Origin of the sequence: Streptomyces sp. NPDC047014 (assembly GCF_040644195.1) — a bacterium.
GTDB lineage: Bacteria > Actinomycetota > Actinomycetes > Streptomycetales > Streptomycetaceae > Streptomyces.
Genome location: NZ_JBEYVX010000009.1, coordinates 76,615 through 94,050, shown reverse-complemented (window position 1 = coordinate 94,050; position 17,436 = coordinate 76,615). Strand labels below are relative to the sequence as shown.

15 protein-coding genes and 3 pseudogenes are annotated in these 17,436 nt (G+C 74.6%); 6 read left to right on the top strand and 12 right to left on the bottom strand.

Annotation, left to right across the window (positions count from 1 at the left end; translation table 11 throughout):
* Window positions 1–54 precede the first annotated feature (54 nt).
* Window positions 55–675 (bottom strand): helix-turn-helix domain-containing protein, encoded by a 621-nt coding sequence (locus ABZ873_RS08665; RefSeq protein ID WP_360867301.1) that lies wholly within the window; start codon window positions 673–675, stop codon window positions 55–57.
* A gap of 111 nt (window positions 676–786) precedes the next feature.
* Here ABZ873_RS08665 and rpmG point away from each other — a divergent pair, with 111 nt between their 5' ends.
* The 3 genes from rpmG to ABZ873_RS08650 are packed head-to-tail and all read left to right on the top strand — an operon-like array spanning window position 787 to window position 2,409.
* Window positions 787–951 (top strand): 50S ribosomal protein L33, encoded by a 165-nt coding sequence (gene rpmG / locus ABZ873_RS08660; protein ID WP_360867298.1) that lies wholly within the window; start codon window positions 787–789, stop codon window positions 949–951.
* A 46-nt stretch (window positions 952–997) separates the two neighbouring features.
* Window positions 998–1,255: a type B 50S ribosomal protein L31 gene (locus ABZ873_RS08655; RefSeq protein ID WP_360867296.1), complete on the top strand. Its 258-nt coding sequence runs from the start codon at window positions 998–1,000 to the stop codon at window positions 1,253–1,255.
* 8 nt (window positions 1,256–1,263) lie between these two features.
* The gene (locus tag ABZ873_RS08650) at window positions 1,264–2,409 is read left to right on the top strand and encodes a GTP-binding protein (RefSeq protein WP_360867293.1); all 1,146 of its coding nucleotides are present in this window, start codon (window positions 1,264–1,266) and stop codon (window positions 2,407–2,409) included.
* Window positions 2,410–2,433: 24 nt separating this feature from the next.
* Here ABZ873_RS08650 and ABZ873_RS08645 read toward each other — a convergent pair whose 3' ends face one another.
* Window positions 2,434–2,697 (bottom strand): DUF6158 family protein, encoded by a 264-nt coding sequence (locus ABZ873_RS08645; RefSeq protein WP_360867290.1) that lies wholly within the window; start codon window positions 2,695–2,697, stop codon window positions 2,434–2,436.
* A gap of 154 nt (window positions 2,698–2,851) precedes the next feature.
* Between ABZ873_RS08645 and ABZ873_RS08640 the strand changes: the two genes are divergently transcribed.
* Window positions 2,852–3,463, top strand: a complete 612-nt coding sequence (locus ABZ873_RS08640) for a TetR/AcrR family transcriptional regulator (RefSeq protein WP_360867287.1) — start codon at window positions 2,852–2,854, stop codon at window positions 3,461–3,463.
* 68 nt (window positions 3,464–3,531) lie between these two features.
* Window positions 3,532–4,770 (top strand): annotated as a pseudogene (locus ABZ873_RS08635) (MFS transporter); the annotation flags it as partial.
* On the opposite strand, the gene ABZ873_RS08630 reads toward ABZ873_RS08635, so the two are convergent.
* From ABZ873_RS08630 to ABZ873_RS08605, 6 genes and pseudogenes are all read right to left on the bottom strand, one after another.
* Entirely contained in the window at window positions 4,756–5,664 is a 909-nt protein-coding gene (locus ABZ873_RS08630) for a LysR family transcriptional regulator (protein ID WP_360867284.1), read from the bottom strand. The pseudogene ABZ873_RS08635 and the gene ABZ873_RS08630 overlap by 15 nt on opposite strands.
* Before the next feature lie 1,652 nt (window positions 5,665–7,316).
* A pseudogene (locus tag ABZ873_RS08625) lies at window positions 7,317–7,973 on the bottom strand (response regulator transcription factor).
* A 126-nt stretch (window positions 7,974–8,099) separates the two neighbouring features.
* Window positions 8,100–8,243 (bottom strand): annotated as a pseudogene (locus ABZ873_RS08620) (histidine kinase dimerization/phosphoacceptor domain-containing protein); the annotation flags it as partial.
* A gap of 117 nt (window positions 8,244–8,360) precedes the next feature.
* Window positions 8,361–8,654: a hypothetical protein gene (locus ABZ873_RS08615; protein WP_360867281.1), complete on the bottom strand. Its 294-nt coding sequence runs from the start codon at window positions 8,652–8,654 to the stop codon at window positions 8,361–8,363.
* A gap of 226 nt (window positions 8,655–8,880) precedes the next feature.
* Window positions 8,881–9,789, bottom strand: a complete 909-nt coding sequence (locus ABZ873_RS08610) for an NADP-dependent oxidoreductase (RefSeq protein ID WP_360867278.1) — start codon at window positions 9,787–9,789, stop codon at window positions 8,881–8,883.
* 51 nt (window positions 9,790–9,840) lie between these two features.
* Window positions 9,841–10,914, bottom strand: coding sequence for an alkene reductase (locus tag ABZ873_RS08605; RefSeq protein ID WP_360867275.1), 1,074 nt, complete (start codon window positions 10,912–10,914; stop codon window positions 9,841–9,843).
* 252 nt (window positions 10,915–11,166) lie between these two features.
* On the opposite strand from ABZ873_RS08605, the gene ABZ873_RS08600 reads away from it, so the two are divergent.
* Window positions 11,167–11,694, top strand: coding sequence for a MarR family winged helix-turn-helix transcriptional regulator (locus ABZ873_RS08600; RefSeq protein ID WP_360867272.1), 528 nt, complete (start codon window positions 11,167–11,169; stop codon window positions 11,692–11,694).
* 97 nt (window positions 11,695–11,791) lie between these two features.
* Here ABZ873_RS08600 and ABZ873_RS08595 read toward each other — a convergent pair whose 3' ends face one another.
* The 4 genes from ABZ873_RS08595 to ABZ873_RS08580 all read right to left on the bottom strand — a co-directional run bounded on the left by ABZ873_RS08595 (window position 11,792) and on the right by ABZ873_RS08580 (window position 17,399).
* A complete protein-coding gene (locus tag ABZ873_RS08595) occupies window positions 11,792–13,588 on the bottom strand; it encodes an ABC transporter permease/substrate binding protein (RefSeq protein ID WP_360867269.1) in 1,797 nt (598 codons plus the stop codon).
* A complete protein-coding gene (locus ABZ873_RS08590; RefSeq protein ID WP_360867474.1) occupies window positions 13,588–14,649 on the bottom strand; it encodes a betaine/proline/choline family ABC transporter ATP-binding protein in 1,062 nt (353 codons plus the stop codon). The genes ABZ873_RS08595 and ABZ873_RS08590 overlap by 1 nt, the downstream gene beginning before the upstream one ends.
* A 229-nt stretch (window positions 14,650–14,878) precedes the next feature.
* Entirely contained in the window at window positions 14,879–15,634 is a 756-nt protein-coding gene (locus ABZ873_RS08585; protein ID WP_360867266.1) for a GntR family transcriptional regulator, read from the bottom strand.
* 178 nt (window positions 15,635–15,812) lie between these two features.
* A complete protein-coding gene (locus ABZ873_RS08580) occupies window positions 15,813–17,399 on the bottom strand; it encodes an IucA/IucC family protein (RefSeq protein ID WP_360867471.1) in 1,587 nt (528 codons plus the stop codon).
* Between the last annotated feature and the right edge of the window lie 37 nt (window positions 17,400–17,436).

The window sequence follows — 17,436 nt, the reverse complement described above, 5'->3', positions numbered from 1 at the left end:
TTCACGTGTGTGCACGGGTGCGGATCGCACGGGTGCACGGATGGGGGGAGCCGATCACGGCTCGGGGGGCGTCTGCCGGGTCTCGGCGGGCGCGTCGGCCGGGGGGCGCGTGAGCGGCGGGCGGCCGGGCGGGCGCGTCCCGCCGAGGAAGGAGGTCAGCACCAGGTGGCCGATCTGCCGGGGCGCGAGGTGGCCGTCGCGTACCCCTTCGGCGGCGGCGTCGAGCAGACCCCACAGCGAGTACCAGATCCAGTACGGCGGCAGGTCCGCGCGCAGCCTCCCCAGCCGCTGGCCGAGGGCGAGGAAGGCGAGCGCGCGCCGGTCCTGGCGGTCCACGCCGGCGCGGAACTCGGGGTCCGCGAGCACGGTGGCATCGCGTGAGGTGAAGCCGTAGAGGTGCGCGGCGGGGATGAGCGCGACGACCAGTTCCTCGACGGCGGCGTCGAAGGCGTCGGCGTCGGCGGTCCGGTCCAGGTCGAGCGGCGCGAGGCAGCCGTCGACCACCTCGATCGCCCGGACGGCGACGGCTTTCAGCAGGGCCTCGCGGGTGGCGTAGCGCCGGCTGAGCGTGGCGCGGCTGGTCCCGATCCCGGCGGCGATCTGCACCATCGAGGCGCTGTGGTCACCGGCGAGGACGCGGGCGGCGCCGTCCAGCAGTTCTTCTTCGCTCATCATCGCGTGAGCCTCCTTCGCGTCGAACAATACAAGTTTGTCTCATCCGAAGCAAAGCCGCCCCACTTTTCAGCGCTTATTGAAAATGGTGTTCATTTCCATATACTGGGCGCCATGGCACGCAACGAAGTACGCCCGATCATCAAGCTCCGCTCCACGGCGGGCAGCGGCTACACCTACGTCACCCGCAAGAACCGGCGCAACGACCCCGACCGCATGGTGCTGCGCAAGTTCGACCCGGTGGTCCGCCGGCACGTCGACTTCCGCGAGGAACGCTGACCCGGCGCCGCCTCCGCCTGCACTCCCCCTCCGAAAGGACCGCACCATGAAGCCCGGAATCCACCCCGCCTACGGCCCCGTCGTCTTCCGCGACAAGGCCGCCGGCTTCGCCTTCCTCACCCGGTCGACCGCCACCGGCACCACGACCGTCGAGTGGGAGGACGGCCGCACCTATCCCGTCATCGACGTGGAGATCTCCTCGCAGAGCCACCCCTTCTACACCGGTACCGCCCGGGTCCTGGACACCGCCGGCCGCGTCGAGCGGTTCCAGCGGCGCTACGGGCGTGCCGAGGGCGAGCGGTGACCCTGCCCGTGCCCCTTCCTGTCGTCATCGTCGCCGGACTGCACGCCGAGGCGCGCCGGAGCACCGTGGGCGAGCTGCTGGCCACGGTGCCCGGCGCCGTCGCCCTCCACCACGACCTCGGCCCGGCGGCCCAGGGCTCCGTACGGGTCGTGGTGCGGGACGCCGGAGGTGAGCTCGCGCGGGACGAGGCGCCGCTGGTCAACGACTGCGCGTGCTGCGCCCTGCGCGAAGACCTGATCCCCCGGCTGCGGCGGCTGGCCGAGGACGGTACGGCCCGGCTCGCCGTCGTCGAGCTGTGGGACTCCGTGGAACCGCGCCCGATGGCCGAGGTGCTCGCCGGGTACGGGGGCGGGGCGGTGCGGCTCACCGGCGTGATCACGGCCGTGGACCCGGCGCTGGTCCTGACCTGCCTCGACAACGGCGACGACCTGGCCGAGGCCGGGCTCGCGGCGGCCGCCACCGACCGGCGCACGGTCGCCGACACCTGGGCCCGGCAGCTGGAGTACGCCCCCGTCCTCGCCCTGGCCGGCGGCGCCGCCGCGAGCGCGGCGGACCTGGCCCTGCTCCGCCAGCTCCACCCCACGGCCCGCCGGGTGGAGGCCGGTTCCGGCGAGCTGGCGCGGGCCGCCCTCGCCGGATTCGACCCGCGGGCCGCGGCCGCCGCGCAGCACCCGGCCTGCGCGCGGCTCCCCCAGGAGGCGGAGGAGGCCGGGGTCACCACCCTGGTGTGGCGGCGCCACCGGCCCTTCCACCCGGAACGGCTGCACGCCGCCCTGGAGGAACTGGCCTGCGCGGCCGCCCGCAGCCGAGGCCGCCTCTGGCTCGCCGACCGGCCCGACACCCTGCTGTCGTGGGAGGCCGCGGGCGGCGCGCTCTGCATCGAGAACAACGGGCCGTGGCTGGCCGCGCTGCCCGACGCGGCGTGGGACCTGGTCCCGGCCGTGCGGAGGGCGGCCGCCGCGCTGGACTGGCATCCCGAGCACGGCGACCGCCGTCAGCACCTGGTCTTCACCGGCCCGGACCTCGACGGCGCGGCGCACACCCGCCTGCTGGACTCCTGCCTGCTGACGGACGCGGAGTACGCCGCCGGCCCGGACGCCTGGACCCACCTGCCGTCGGCCTTCGGCGCCTACCTGGACCACCCGGTGGGGTGACAGGCGGAGGAGCAGGAAGCCCGGTCATCCCGCTGGGGGATCTTCGTGCTCGCCGGGGGTGCGGGCGCGGGCGCCTGAGCGGGTGCGGCTTGCGGTCTGGGCGCGCTGGGGGTGGCGGCGTACGTACTCGTGCTCCAGTTCGTTCATCCGCTTCGTGTGGGTGACCAGTGCGTCGTCGGACCCGTGCAGCAGGGTCTCGTGGCGCGTGCGGTGGATGGCCTCCAGCTCTTTGAGCAGCCGGCCCTCCTCCAGCTTCCGCGCGTTCGGGCCGCCGTCGTGCTCCGTCATGTACGTGCACCTCCTCCACCGGGCGGCGGGGTCCCGTTGGCCTTCGCGCCCGCCCCCTCCATCATCCATCGCGCCACGCCGCCCGTCCTTGTCAGGCATCGCAGCCGGTCAGGGGTGGGTAGACACTGTCTACTCGTGCTGGTAGACAGGCCGTATGGAGATCGAGAGCCCGCTGCGGGAGCGACTGGTCGACGTCGGTGTGGAGCTGGTCATGAGCGAGGGGACGGGCGCGCTCGGGCTGCGGGAGATCGCCCGCCGGGCCGGCGTCTCGCACGGGGCGCCTCGCCGGTACTTCCCCACCCATCAGTCCCTGCTGTCCGCGATCGCCCGGCGCGGCTTCGCCGACCTGGGCCGCCGGATCGCGCCGCTCACCGCCGGGGAGGGGGCGGCGGCCGAGGCCGGGCCGCGTGAGCAGGTCCGGGCGCTCGGGTGTGCGTACGTCGGCTACGCGCTGGAGAACCCCGGCATGTTCGAGCTGATGTTCCGTCATGATCTGCTGGACAGTGGTGACTTGCCACCGTCCGGCGGCCCCCGGCTGCGTGAGTCGACGCTGCCGCTCTTCGGTCTGCTCGTCGGCCTCGTCGCACGCTGCGGGGCGGCCGAGCCGCGGGTCACCGCCGCCGCGCTGTGGGCCAACCTGCACGGCGTGGCGCAGCTGTGGCGCTGGGGCAGCCTGCCGCTGACGCTCGACGGTGATCCCGCCGTGGACGTGGAACGGCTGGTCGGCGCCGCCGTCGACGCGCACCTCGGCCGGGGCCCCGCGTGAGACGGGCCCGCGTGAGACGGCCCCGCGTGAGGCGTCGCCTCGCCCTGCTCGTCAGCGTCGCGGGCGCCATGCTCGTCGCGCTGGACGGCACCGTGCTGACCATGGCGCAGCCGAGCCTGCGGCGCGACCTCGGGGCGAGCGTGGCGCAGGTGCAGTGGACCAGTACCGCCTATCTGCTGACCGTCGCCGCGTTCCTGGTGCTCGCCGGGCGGCTCGGCGACCGGTACGGGCATGCCCGGCTGCTGCTCGTCGGCGTACTGGGCTTCGCGGTGGCCTCGGCGGGGATCGTGTACGCGCCCGGGGTGGGCTGGGTGATCGGGCTGCGGGCCGCGCAGGGCTTCTTCGGCGCGCTGCTCCAGCCCGCCACGCTGGCCCTGCTGCGGCTCGCGTATCCCCCGGACCGGCTCGCGCGGACGGTCTCGCTGCGGACCAGCGCGATCGGTGTGGCCGCGGCGGCCGGTCCGCTGCTCGGCGGGGTGCTGGTCGCGCGGTGGGACTGGCGGGCGGTGTTCGCGCTGAACGTGCCCGTCGCGCTGGCCGTCGCCGCGCTGGCTTTCGCCGTACGGGCTCCCGCGACGGCGCGTACGGACACCGGGCGGCCGGAGCTGCCGGGCGCGGCCCTGCTCGCGGCGGCGGTCGCGGTGCTGGTGCACGCGCTGGTGGGCGTACCGGAGCACGGGTGGACGGGGACGGCGACGGGGCTGGGCCTCGCCGGGTCCCTCGCCCTCGGGGTGCTGTTCGTACGCCGCGAACGGCGCTCCGCGCGGCCGCTCGTACCGCCCGCCGTGGCCCGGACCACCTCGGTCACGGCCTCGATGGCGCTGCTGCTGGTGGTCTCCGCGGGGATGTTCGGGGCGCTGTTCACGGCCACGTTCCGGCTCCAGGACGCCGAGGGGCTGGACCCGCTTGCCACCGCCCTGCGGGTGCTGCCGCTGACCGCGCTCATGGTGGCGGGGGCGCCCCTGGCCGGTGCGGCGCTGCGCCGGTACGGGGCGCGGCGGACCGCGCTGGCCGGTACGGCGCTGGTGGGCGCGGGGATCGCCGCGCTGGGCACCGGCTCCGGGGTGGCTTTCGGGGTGCTCGGCGCCGGCTTCGCCGCGGTGATGGTCACGGCCACCGGGGCGGTGGTCGCCGATGCCCCGGCCGGGCATGCGGGGGTGGTCGGCGGGCTCAAGCAGACGGCGATGAACGTGGGCCCCGCCCTCGGGATCGCGGTCGCCGCGGGTGCCGGGATGCGGGGGCCGTCCCTGGCGGCCCTGGCCGGGCTGGCCGCGCTGGGGCTGGTCGCGGCGTCACTGCTGCCCGGCGGCGCGGGCGCGGCAGCTGCGGGAGACGGCGGCGGCGAAGGCGAGGGCCGGCGGGGACAGGGCGGCCCAGCCGCGGGTGGCCCATCCGACGGCGAGGGGCGGCAGCGCGGGTACCGGTACGAGGCGCAGCGGCCCGTCGGAGCCGGGCACCTGCCAGCCGGGCAGCGCGGGTACGAGGGCATGGCCCAGGCCCAGTTCGGCGAGGAGCAGGGCGGTGTCCCAGTCGGCCGCGCCGGTGTCGGAGCGGACGCGGATCCCGGCGGCGGCGAGGGCCGCGTCGAGGTGGGCGCGGGAGGCGGAGTTCTCGGGGAGCCGGATGTGGCGGATGCCGGTGAGGTCGGCGGGGTCGAGCGCGGTGCGGGCGGCGAGGGGGTCGTCGGCGCCGACGGCCAGCACCCACGGTAGGTCCATGACGGGCCGCTGCTCGATGCCGCGGACGGCGGCGCCGATGGTGATCCAGGCCAGGTCGAGGTCGTGGGCGGCAAGGGCGGCGAAGCAGCCGCGGCTGGAGTTCTCGGTCTGGAACTCCAGGCTCACCCCGGGGTGCGCGCGGCGGAACGCGACGACGGCCTCGGACATGAAGTGCCGGACGGTGGTGGCGCCGGTGGTGATGCGGACCGTACCGCCGGCTCCGCGGACGAGGTCGTCCACGCGGCGCAGGGCGCCGTCGAGTCCGGCGATGCCGTCGGCGGCGGCCGCCTGGAGGATGCGGCCCGCCTCGGTGGGCACGACGCCGCGGGCGTGGCGCTCCAGCAGGCGGGTGCCGGTCTCCTTCTCCAGGCGGCGGACGTGCTGGCTGACGGCGGACTGGGTGCATCCGAGATCGCGGGCCACCGCACTGAGACTGCCGGCACGGCAGACGGCCACGAACACGCGGAGGTCGTCTAGGGTCACAGCCCCAAGCTATCGCTTGGGGCTGTGCAGGGAACCGGAGGATTGACTTGGGTATGGGCCTGGCTCAGGATCGACCCAGGGCCCGGGCGGCAACCCGTCCCCGCCACCGCTACGGGGGTCCGGACCCCCGGCGCAACGCGCGGACGGGTGCCGACCCATCGGGTCTACGGGGTGCGCGGGCCGCGCCTCCGCCCGGGGGAGGGCAACGTCGGCGGCCGAGCGGGGGGACGCGGCTGTCGTCGTACCGGACGTGACGGGCAGCGTGCCGGCGCCGTCGGCGGGGGCGGACGGCACGTCAGCAGGGGCGCGGACAGTGACGGAAACGCCCCCGGACCCGGCCGCCGTGGGGGCGGACGCAGACGCCGACGCGGGCGCGGGCGCTGTGACCTCGCCACTGCGCGGGACCGGTGGGCGGGCGTGGCCGCCCGTGGCGGCGCCGACGGCGGGGGTGACGTTCTTGGGCGCGGTCGCTGTGCGGGCGGATGCGACGCGAGGGGTGGACTTGGCGCTACGCCGGGCGGGTTGACGGGCGTAGCCGACCGTGGGGGCGCCGGCTGTATCGGGGACGCCTCCGGATCCGGCCGCCGGTGGGGTGACGTCCGCTCGCTGGCGGGCGGGTGTGCGGGTGGTGAGGCCGTCGTTGGTGTAGTGGCTGAGGGAGGAGACGCCGCGCGGTTGGGTGTCGTAGAGCTCCACGATCGGCTCGGCGGCAGGCCCGGGGCCAGTCGCGGCGACGGGCCCGCCGAGCGGCCCGGCCACGGCCAGCCCGGCGACGGCGGCGAAGGCGGCCAGCAGGGCGGAGGCGATACGACGGGGGCTCCGGCGGCGGAAGGGGAACGCCGGGGGTAACGGGCCCCGGCGATCCCCCCGGACGGGGGTGGCACGGGAGACTCGGGGAGCCCGATGCCCCCGGCTCCGGCGAATGCTCGGCAGTCTCATACGACGGCTCCTCGGCGTACAACGCGGACCGCAGCCACAACCCATTGGCATGCTCCGGGCAAGATAATGCCCGGAAGGCCCTACCTGAAAGATGGTGCTCGAAGCCACCAGAAAAGAAGCACTTTCAAACACGGCACCCAACGGGCCCAACCCCACCCGAAGACGGCCCGAATACGGACGCCGTCGCCCCGTGAACGGAAGCCGAGGCAGCGGCGACTGCCCGCTCAGACGGCCTCGTCCGTCAGGAGCAGCGCGGCCAGGCGGGGCAGGCGACGGTTCTGGGAGCGGGCCTCTTCCACGAGGAGCCAGAAGTTGTCGGGGTTCATGATCCGGCACTGTGCCAGGGGCTCATGGGCGCGGGACGGTCGGGGTGAGGGTGGGAGGGGTCGGGGTGGACCAGGTGTGACCGCATGGGTCGAAGGACAACAGGACCGGACGGTTCGGGCGCTGGCGCCAGGAGATGCGGAGCGGGGCGTCCGCGCAGACCGGGCACCGCGGCAGCGGGCCGGGGTCCGGCGGGCAGTCGGGGGCGGCCGCGAGCGGTGGTGCGTGCGGATCGCGCATGGAGGCTCCCTGGTCGTGCGGCGTTCGGTCGGGCTGATCGCACTGTGTCATGGACCGGTCCCCATCCGCACGGGCGGATCATCCAGTGTTCTGGCTGGTCAGAGGTAGGGTCGCCAGGCTGATTCCGGCCCTCACCCGGGCACATGGGATCAACCGCTCCCCCCACCCGCCGCCACCAGCCCCGATTCGTAGGCCGCGATCACCGCCTGCGCCCGGTCCCGTACGCCAGCTTGCCGAAGACGCCCGTGATGTGGTTCTTGACCGAGGAGACGCTGATGTCCAGGTCCAGGGCGATCTCCGCATTGCCCCGGCCAGTGGCCCCGAGCCGCCAGATCTCCAGCTCGCGCGGGGTGCGGCCGGCCGGGGGCGGCCCCCGTACGCGGCCGGGGTGCGGACGTAGGCGGAGAGCAGCCGGGTGAGCAGGCGCGGCGCGAAGGCCGCCTCACCGGCGTGGACGATCCGGACGGCGGCGCCCAGTTCCTCCGGGGACACGTCCTTGGGCAGGAACCCGTACGCGCCGGCGCGCAGGGCGGCGACCACGTACTCGTCCACGTCGAAGGTACTCAGCGCTAGGACACGGGCCCCGGGAAGGGCGCGGGCGAGTTCCTCGGTCCCCGGACCCCGTCGAGGACCGGCATACGGATGTCCATGACGACCACGTCGGGGGGCAGCTCCCGGGCCAGTTCCACCGCGCGGGCGCCGTCCTCGGCCTCGCCGACCACCTCGAACTCCGGGTCCGGGCCGAGGATCAGGGCCAGTCCGCGCCGGACCAGCGGCTGGTCGTCGGCTATGAGCACGCGGATCATCCGTGCCGGCCCTCTCTCCCGCCCGCCACCGCGCCCGGTACCGGCAGGGGGATCCGGGCCGCCACCCGGAAGCCGCCGCTGGCCGCCGGGGCGGCGTCCAGGGCCGCCCTGGAGGGCGACGCGCTCGTGCCTGACGAGGGCTTCGCGGGCCGCCTCGGGGTCGTACGCCAGGTTGGCCCGTGCGCCGCCCGCCATCAGCTGCATGGTGGTGATGTGGTGGGCGACGAAGTCGTGCAGCTCGCGGGCGATCCGGCGGCGCTCCGCGGCCACCGCCCGGTCTGCGAGCAGCAGCCGGTGGGCGTCGGCCTCCCGCCGGCGGTGCCTGACCACCACGGCCGCGCCGACGGGCAGGAGGGTGGCCACCGCGTTCCCGGCCAGCCCCCACCATCAGAAGGGCAGGGGCCAGCCGTGCTGGCCGGGACCATCAGAAGGGCAGGGGCCAGCCGTGCTGGCCGGGACCAGCGGGAGGGCCGTGGCCATGGCCGCCGCAGCGACGGCGGGGCGGGTGAAGCGCACCGCCGAGTAGAGGGCGACGACCAGGCCGAGCGGGAAGTGCGGTGTCTGCGGGGTGGTCAGGTTCACCACCGTGCCGAGGGCCCGGATGTCCGCGAGCACCGCCACCGGGTGGGCGCGCCCGGCGACCAGGAGCAGGGCCGCGACCATCACCGAGACGGCCGCCATGACGCCGAGGCTACCGCCTTCGGCCGGTACGGCCGGGGACGGCGGAGGGGCCGGGCACGGGCGTCACCGCGGCCGACTCCCGCGGCCCGGGCCCGTGGGCGGGCTCGGGCGCGGGGGCCTGGGGTGCGGGTGCGGGTGCGGGCCCGGACCCGGCCCCGACCACGGAGGCGACGACCGCGTCACGCTGAGTCCCGTCGGCGTGGGCGGGGCGGCCGGCCCGGATCGGTCAGGGTGCGAGGACGATCTTGCCCTGGTTCTGGTGGGATTCCAGGGCCTGGTGGGCGGCCGCGGCCTCCGCCACGGGGTACGTGCGCCAGACGGGGAGGGCGAGGTGGCCTGCGGCCGCGGACCGGACCAGCTGCGGCAACGAGTCCTCGCCGGGGGCGGCGGGCCCGCCCGCGCTGAAACGGACTCCGTGCTGGGCGGCGTTCAGGTCCGCGATGGTGAGGACATGGGCGTTGGCGCCCGTCAGGGCGACCGAGTCCGGCAGGACACCCGCGCCCGAGGCGTCGAGGACGCGGTCGATCCCCTGGGGCGCGGCGGCCCGTACGCGCTCGGCCCAGCCGTCGCCGTAGCGGACGGCGGTGGCCCCGTACGAGGTGACGCGCTCCAGGTCGCGCTCGCCCGCCGTGCCGATCACGGTGATGCCGCGGGCGGTGGCCAGTTGTACGGCGAGCGTGCCCACGCTGCCGCCCGCGCCGTGGACGAGCAGGGTCTGGCCCGGCTCCACGCCCAGCTCCCCCAGGACCCGGGCGGCGGTGCGGCCGACGGTGACCAGGGAGGCCGCGAGCTCCCACGGCATGCCCTCCGGCTTGGCCACGGGCCGGTCCAGCAGCGCGTACTCGGCGTAGGCGCCGCCGACCGCGGAGCCGAGGACCTCGTCGCCGACCGCCGCTCCGGCCCCCTCACCGACGGCGTCCACGACACCGGCGGCGTCGAGGCCGGGGATCACGGGGAAGCGGGCCGGGGCCGCGGCGGCCATCAGGCCGGAGCGGAGCTTCACGTCGAGCGGGTTCACGGAGGCGGCCCGTACCCGGATGCGGACCTGGCCGGGGCCGGGCTCCGGCGGGGTGACCTCCGACAGCTGGAGGACGTCGGGCGAGCCGTACGCGGAGAAGGTGATGGCGTGGGACATGGAGTACTCCCGTAGGGGGGTGCGGGGTGAGGGCTTCGGCGGGGGCTGGGCTCAGATCGTCAGGGTGGGGTAGTCGGTGTAACCCTTGTGGTCGCCGCCGTAGAAGGTGGACTGGTCCGGGGTGTTGAACGGGCCGCCGGCGCTGAGCCGTCGGGGCAGGTCCGGGTTGGCCAGGAACAGGGCGCCGTAGGCGACGGCGTCCGCGCTGCCGTCCTCGATGAGCTTGAGCGCGTCGGGGCCGGTGACCTCGGGGTAGGTGAACGGGTTCAGGACGAAGGTGCCGGGCCACGCCGAGCGCAGCCGCGCGGTCAGGGAGCGGTCCGGGCCCTCCATCAGGTGCAGGTAGGCCAGGTCCAGGCCGGCGATCCGGTCGAGCAGGGCTCCGTAGATCTCGCCCGGGTTGTCCTCGGTCATGTCGTTGTACCGGTTTCCGGGCGAGATGCGCAGGCCGACACGGTGGCCGCCGATCGCCTCGGCCACGGCGGTGACGACCTCGGCCGCGAAGCGGATGCGGCCTTCGGTGGAGCCGCCCCAGGCGTCGGTGCGGTGGTTGGTGTTGTCGGCGAGGAACTGGTGGAGGAGGTAGCCGTTGGCGCCGTGGATCTCCACGCCGTCGAAGCCGGCCTCGACAGCGTTGCGCGCCGCGTCGGCGAAGTCGGTGACGGTCCGGCGGATCTCCGCGTCGGTCAGCTCCTTGGGCGTGACGTAGTCCTTGGGGCCCTCATGGGTGAATACGCGGCCCTGCGCGGCCACCGCCGAGGGGGCGACCGGGGTCAGTCCGTCGGGCAGCAGGCTCGGGTGGCCGATGCGGCCGGTGTGCATCAGCTGGGCGAAGATCACGCCGCCCTCGCGGTGCACGGCGTCGGTCACCGTCCGCCAGGCACGGACCTGGCCGGGGGTGTGCAGGCCGGGGGTGTCGGGGTAGCCCTGGCCGACGGCGGAGGGCTGGATGCCCTCGGTGACGATCAGGCCGGCGGCGGCGCGCTGGGCGTAGTAGGTGGCCATCAGCGCGGTCGGCTCGGCGCCGGGGCCGTAGGCGCGGCTGCGGGTCATCGGCGCCATCACGAGGCGGTTCGCGAGGCGGGTGCGGCCGCCGAGGACGATCGGGTCGAATGCGGTGGTCATGGCTGGGCTCCTGGGGTGGGTGGGGGCCGCTGCGAACCCCGGCGGGCGGGGTCGGAGGCGGCGATTGCCTGTCCGAACAAGTAAATCACTTGTCTGAACAGTAAACCCACCCGGTCCATTCCCGCCCCCCTCCCCCGCACCCTCGCAATCGCCTCCGAGCTGGGCATACGCACGCACCACGGAGAGACCGGCGGACCCGCAGCCCGCCGCCGGGCTAGAATCATGCTGTCCAAGCAGCGGAATGAGGATCAGATGCCACGGCCGAGCCCGGAAGCCGAAGGAACCCCAGAAGCGGGCGCGCAGTCGCCCACCGTCCCGGTACCGGGCGCGGCGGGCAGCGGTCCGATCAGCCACGCGATCTTCCGGCTGGCCCGGCTGCACCGGATGTACGCGGGGCAGCTCCTGCGGCGGATCGGGCTGCACCCGGGGCAGGAGCTGGTGATGATGCACCTGTGGGAGCTGGGCGCGCAGCGGCAGATCGACCTGGTGCGCCTGATGGATTCCGACGCGGCCACCATGACCCGCACGGTCCGCCGCCTGGAACAGGCCGGTTTCGTCCGCCGCCGCCCGTCGCCCACCGACAAGCGGGTCTCGATCATCGAGCCGACGGCGGCGAGCCAGGCGCTGCGGCAGGAGGTCGAGCGGGTGTGGAGCCAGCTGGAGGACATCTCCACAGCGGGCCTCTCGGAGGCGGAGCGCGCGGAATCCCTGCGCACCCTGGAACGCCTGGAACAGAACCTCGTCCGCGCCGCGACCCCACCCCCCGACCCGAAGCCGTAACGCCCGGCAGCCCCCGCGCACAACAGACCGGCCGCGCCCGGAGAGCTCGGGGGCTCTTCGGGCGCGGCCGGTGGGGTGGGGCTGGGAGACCTCGGGGTCAGGAGGCCGGAGTCGTGATCTCCGGGTGGTCCTTGAGCCACGCGCGGACCGCCTGCTGCTCCTTGCCCTTGCCCGTTTCCTGGATCTTGGCCTCCAGGCCCGTCAGCTGCTCCTCCGTCAGCTTGAACGAGCGGAGCCACTCGGCCACCTCCGGCTCGTCGGAGGCGAAGCCCTTGCGGGACAGGGTGTGGATGCCGTCGCCCTTGCCCCAGGCCCCCTTCGGGTCCTCCAGCTTGGTCAGGTCGTACGTGGAGTACGCCCAGTGCGGCGACCACAGCACCACCGCGACGGGCTCCTTGCGCTCGTAGGCGCGCTTCAGTTCGGCGAGCATGCCCGGCGTCGAGCCGTCGACGACCTTGTACTCGCCCTCCAGGCCGTACTCCTTGAGGACCTTGTCCTTGAGGATGGACATGGCCCCGGCGCTCGGCTCGATGCCGATGATGCGGCCCTTGAAGCGGTCCGACTTGCCCTTGAGGTCTGCCAGCGAGCGCACGTCCTTCATGTACGAGGGCACGGACAGCTCCAGCGAGGTGGGGCCGTACCAGGAACCGAGGTCGTCCAGCTTGTCGCCGTACTTCTCCAGGTACTGGGCGTGCGTGACGGGGAGCCAGGCGTCGGTCTGGAAGTCGATCTGGCCGCCCGCGAGCCCGGTGTACAGCGCGCCGGCCTCCAGCTGGCGGGCGTCGACCTTGAAGCCGCGGCGCTCCAGGAGCTCCTTCCACAGGAAGGTGGAGGCGATGCCCTCGTCCCACGGGATGTAGCCCAGGGACACCGTGCGGCCCTTGCCGACGTTCTCGGCGCCGGTCGGGCCGTCCTCGGCGGCGCCGCCGCCGAAGGTGCCGAGGCCGCCCGCGACCAGGGCCAGTACGACGGCCCCCGCGAGGGCGTGGGCGGGCTGGGGACGGTGGTTCCACACGCGGGCCGCGCCCGCGGCGGCGGACTGCGCCTTGGCGAGGGCACGGCGGCCCAGCGGGGAGACCTGACGGCCGAGGGCGCCCGTCATACGGTCGAGGTACATCGCGAGGATGACGATGGAGATGCCCGCCTCGAAGCCGAGGCCGATGTCGACATTGCCGATGGCCCGGTAGACGGCGCCGCCGAGGCCGCCGCCGCCCACCATGCCGGCGATGACGACCATGGACAGGCCCAGCATGATGACCTGGTTGATGCCCGCCATGATGGTCGGCAGGGCCAGCGGCAGCTGGACGCGTACGAGGGTGTCGCGCGGCGTGGTGCCGAACGCCTCGGCGGCCTCGACCAGTTCCCCGTCGACCTGGCGGATGCCCAGCTCGGTCATCCGGACGCCGGGCGGCAGCGAGAAGATGATGGTGGCGATGATGCCGGGGACGACGCCCACGCCGAAGAAGATGATGCCGGGGATGAGGTAGACCATGGCCGGCATGGTCTGCATGAAGTCCAGGACCGGCCGCAGCACGGCGCTCACCCGGTCCGAGCGCGAGGCCCAGATACCGAGCGGGACCGCGAACAGCAGGGTGACCAGGGTCGCGACGAGGACCAGCGACAGCGTGGACATCGCGTCGGACCACAGGCCGACGGAGTCGACGAGCGCGAACCCGGCGAAGGCGAGCAGGCCCGCGAGCAGCCCGCGCAGCCACCAGGCGCCGACGGCCAGGATGCCCGCGAAGAGCAGCGGGGCGGGGGCGGAGAGGACGGCGTCGATGCCGTCGTAGAGGCCGGTGACGACCGCGCTGATGGCGTCGAACAGCCAGGACAGGTGGCTCTGGAGGAAGTCGACACCGCTGTCGACCCAGGCGCCGAGGTGCAGACGCGGCATCAGGCGGCCACCTCCGCGCAGGCCATCGGCGGCCGTTGCTCGTCACCGATGAAGGCGATCAGCCGGTCCTGCGGGACGGAGCCGACGACGGCGCCCTCCTCGTCGGTGACCGCGACGGCGTGCGGGACCCGCGCGCTGACCGCGCATAGGTCCGCGATCGGTGTGTCGGGGTGCACGGTCGGGCAGTCGCAGGTGTCCGCGGCGGCGTCGGGCTCGTCCATGACGGCGTCGGCGGTGAGCACGCGCGAGCGGTCCACGTCCTGGATGAAGGAGGCGACGTAGTCGTCGGCGGGGCGGGTGAGGATGTCCTCGGCGGTGCCCTGCTGGACCACGCGGCCGTCGCGCATCACGGCGATGCCGTCTCCGAGGCGCATGGCCTCGTTGAGGTCGTGCGTGATGAAGACGATGGTCTTGCGCAGGGTGCGCTGGAGCTCCAGCAGCTGGTCCTGCATGTCCCGCCGGATCAGCGGGTCGAGGGCGCTGAACGACTCGTCCATCAGCAGCAGGTCGGCGTCGGTGGCGAGGGCTCTGGCCAGGCCGACGCGCTGCTGCATGCCGCCGGAGAGCTCGTCGGGCCAGGACTGCTCCCAGCCTTCGAGCCCGCACAGGGCCAGGGCCTCGGCGGCCCGGCGTTCGCGTTCGGCGCGGGGCACGCCCTGCACCTCCAGGCCGTAGCCGGCGTTCTCCAGGACGTTGCGGTGCGGGAACAGCGCGAAGTGCTGGAACACCATGGAGATCTTCTTGGACCGTACGGCGCGCAGCTCGCGCGCGCTCAGTCCGGTGAGGTCCTGGCCGCCGAAGAGGATGCGGCCCGAGGTGGGCTCGAGCAGTCCGTTCAGCATGCGCAGCAGCGTCGACTTGCCCGAACCCGACAGGCCCATGACGACGAATATCTGGCCCGGTTCGACCTCGAACGAGACGTCGATCACCGCCGCCGTGGCGCCTTCGGCGCGCAATTCGTCGCGGTCGCTGCCGCTTTCGAGGGCGCGGACGGCTGCCGCGCTCTCGTCGGGGTTCCTTCCGAACACCTTGTACACGTGCTCGGCCTGGAGCGTGGACACATGAACCTCACGAGTCGTACGGGGTACGGCGCGCGCCGGACGGGCCGGCGGGCCGTGGAGCGGGACGGGATCGGCCCGCGTGCGCCACGACTCCGCCGACCAGCGGTGGGAGACGTGGTTCCGCTCCAGCAGCGCCGATGCCCGGCCCTTCACCGGAGCAAACGCAAAGGTGATCCACCTCACGCCCGGAAGCGGAACCGCGCCCGGAACCGCTGCCCGCCGTAGGGGGCTAGGTGACGAGGAATCCCACCGCCGCCGGGTCCCGGTGGAAGGTCAGCCGGTCCCAGGTCGGGAAGGCCAGGTCGGTGACGGCGAGCAGGGCCCCGGAGGTGTCGTGCACCGTGCGGCGGACCGTGAGCCCGCAGGCCGGTGAGGGGGCCGGCGGGTGGGTGGTACGGGTCATGGTGATGGTCTCGGCGACCCGGCCGGCCGCCGCGGCCCGGTCGAGCCAGCGCCGCAGCGGGGCCGGTTCCTCCTCGCGGCCGTACGCGGCCCGGTCGCGGCAGGCGGCCAGCTCGGGGCTGCGGGCGACGGCGCGCGGGCTGACGTAGGTGGCGGCGTGCCGCAGGGTCGCGCCGGTGCGGCCGCGTTCGCGGTGGTGACGCACCAGCGTGCGGTCGGCGGCGGACATGCCGAGGAGCGCGGCGAGCGGGGGCGGGGCGGTGTCCAGGGCCACCCAACTGCGGGTGAGGGCCGGTACGGAGGCCAGGGGGCCGGCGGCCGCCACCGGCACGGCCGCCGCGGCGGGGGCGGCCGGGCGGCTGCCGCGTCGGCCGGTGACCACGAGGCCGTCCTCGCGCAGGTGCTGGAGGGCGGCCCGGACGGTCTGCCGGTTGACCTGGTAGCGGGCGGCGAGGGTGCGCTCGGAGGGCAGCCGGCCGCCGGGGGTGTGGGCGGCGCGTTCGAGTTCGCGGCGCAGCGCTGCGGCGATCCGCTGGTACTTGGGCATGGCGGCCGGGCCGCCATCCCGCGAAGGGGAGGGCATGGCTTCTCCTCTGACGCCTCTGACGGGTGGTCAAGGACTGCGCGGTCTGCCCGACCAACCTAGCATTGGTCTATACCTTTAGGTGAAGGCAGGCCGCCCACCTTGGCCGATTCCGCACCCCGCCCCGCATATGCGCCCCCGCCCCGGCCTACAGGCCCCCGCGCGGCCCCCGCCCGGGTCAGCCCGCCAGGGGGTTCGGCAGCGGCTGGTAGCGGGCGTCCGCGCCGTCCGCCCGCGTCCACCGCAGCAGGAGGTTCGTCTTCGCCGGCAGGTCCGGCGCGCTGAGCAGCGCGGTGATCTCGGGCAGCCCGCGGGTGTCCCGGTAGCGGAGCAGTTCCTCCCGTACGGCCGGCCACAGGAACGGCGAGATGTCCGGATACCGACCGGCCAGCGCCCCGGCGATCTCGGTGAGGTTGTTGACCACCAGGCAGTAGACGAGCCGCTGCCAGGCGTCCTCCCGCGCGAGCTCGGACAGGAGCTTCACGCCCTCCGCGTCCCGGAAGAGGGCCTGCACCGGCATGCCCTCCGCGTCGACCGCGACCAGGGTGTTCTGCAGGTGGGCCTCCAGGACGACGCCGTGCCGCGCGAAGAGTTCCAGCACCGGCGGCACCACCTGCCGCAGATAGGCCCGCCACCAGCGGAGCGGGTCGGCCGCACCGGCCGGCGGGCTGCCCGGGTAGCCCTCCGCGAGCCCCGCCGCCAGCAGCGGGGTGGCGCCGGGCCGGGTGTGGGCGTGCAGGCCGTCGCGGACCAGGACGGCCAGCTCCTCGAAGGCGAAGGCGGCGGTGCGGTAGCCGCGGTCACCGAGCCAGGCCGCCTGCGAGACCCCGTCGCGGCGCAGCGCCGCGAACCCGGCCACGACGGCCGCGTCGGTGCGGCGCAGTTTCAGCAGGTCGTGCCGCCACAGCCGGCGCACGTCGTTGGTGATGCGGACGTCGAGGCTGAACTTCACGAAGAGGTCGGCCGCCGCGTCCGGTGCGCGCTCCGCCGCGTACTCCGGTACGTACAAGGTCCGGATCGAGGCGGTGGGCCAGGCGGGGCGGCGGCTCTCGCCGAGGCGCAGCAGCCGCCCGTCGGCGAACGCCTCGCGGACGGCGGGCCGCTCGGCCACCAGGTCGAGCTGCCAGGGGTGCGCGGGCAGCAGCCGGTAGCCGGCGGGGGCGCGCGGCCCGTCCAGGAGCTCGGCCAGGGAGTCCAGGGCCTCGGCGGCGGCCGGACCGCCCTCCTCCACCACCTGGTCCTCGCGCAGCGCCAGGAACACCAGCGGGAACCGGGCGTGCGCCTCCGGCGCGTACGGCAGCCAGCTCCCGGCCGGGGCCCCGCCCCGGGACTTCGGGGCCGGGTGGTGCGGATGGCCCATGACCAGGGACTGCTCGGAGCGCAGGTACGGGTCCTCCGGGGGCTCGGCGGCGGTGCGGGCCCGCAGCAGTGCGGCGATCGCGTCGCGGCTGTCGTCGATCTCGACGGGCAGCTCGTCGTTGGTGACGCCGGTGTAGCGGCGCAGCTCGTCGGAGACCAGTTTGACCAGTTCGCTGTGGCTGAGCGGGTGCCAGCCGTCCGAGGTGCGCAGTTCCGGGCGCTCGGGGCGGCGCCCGCCGTGCACGCGCAGCAGCCGTCCGCTGCCGCGCAGCCGGTGTACGCGGGGATCGGCCGGGCCGTCGGGCCGCTGCGGCTCGGCCGCCTCCCGGAGGAGGCAGTTGAGCAGCGGGGTGGCGGCGTAGGCGTCGGCGGCGGCGTTGAGGTCCACTGGTTCCATTCGGTCCATCCGGTGGCCGGCGGAGGCGCGCGGGGCGCGACCACCA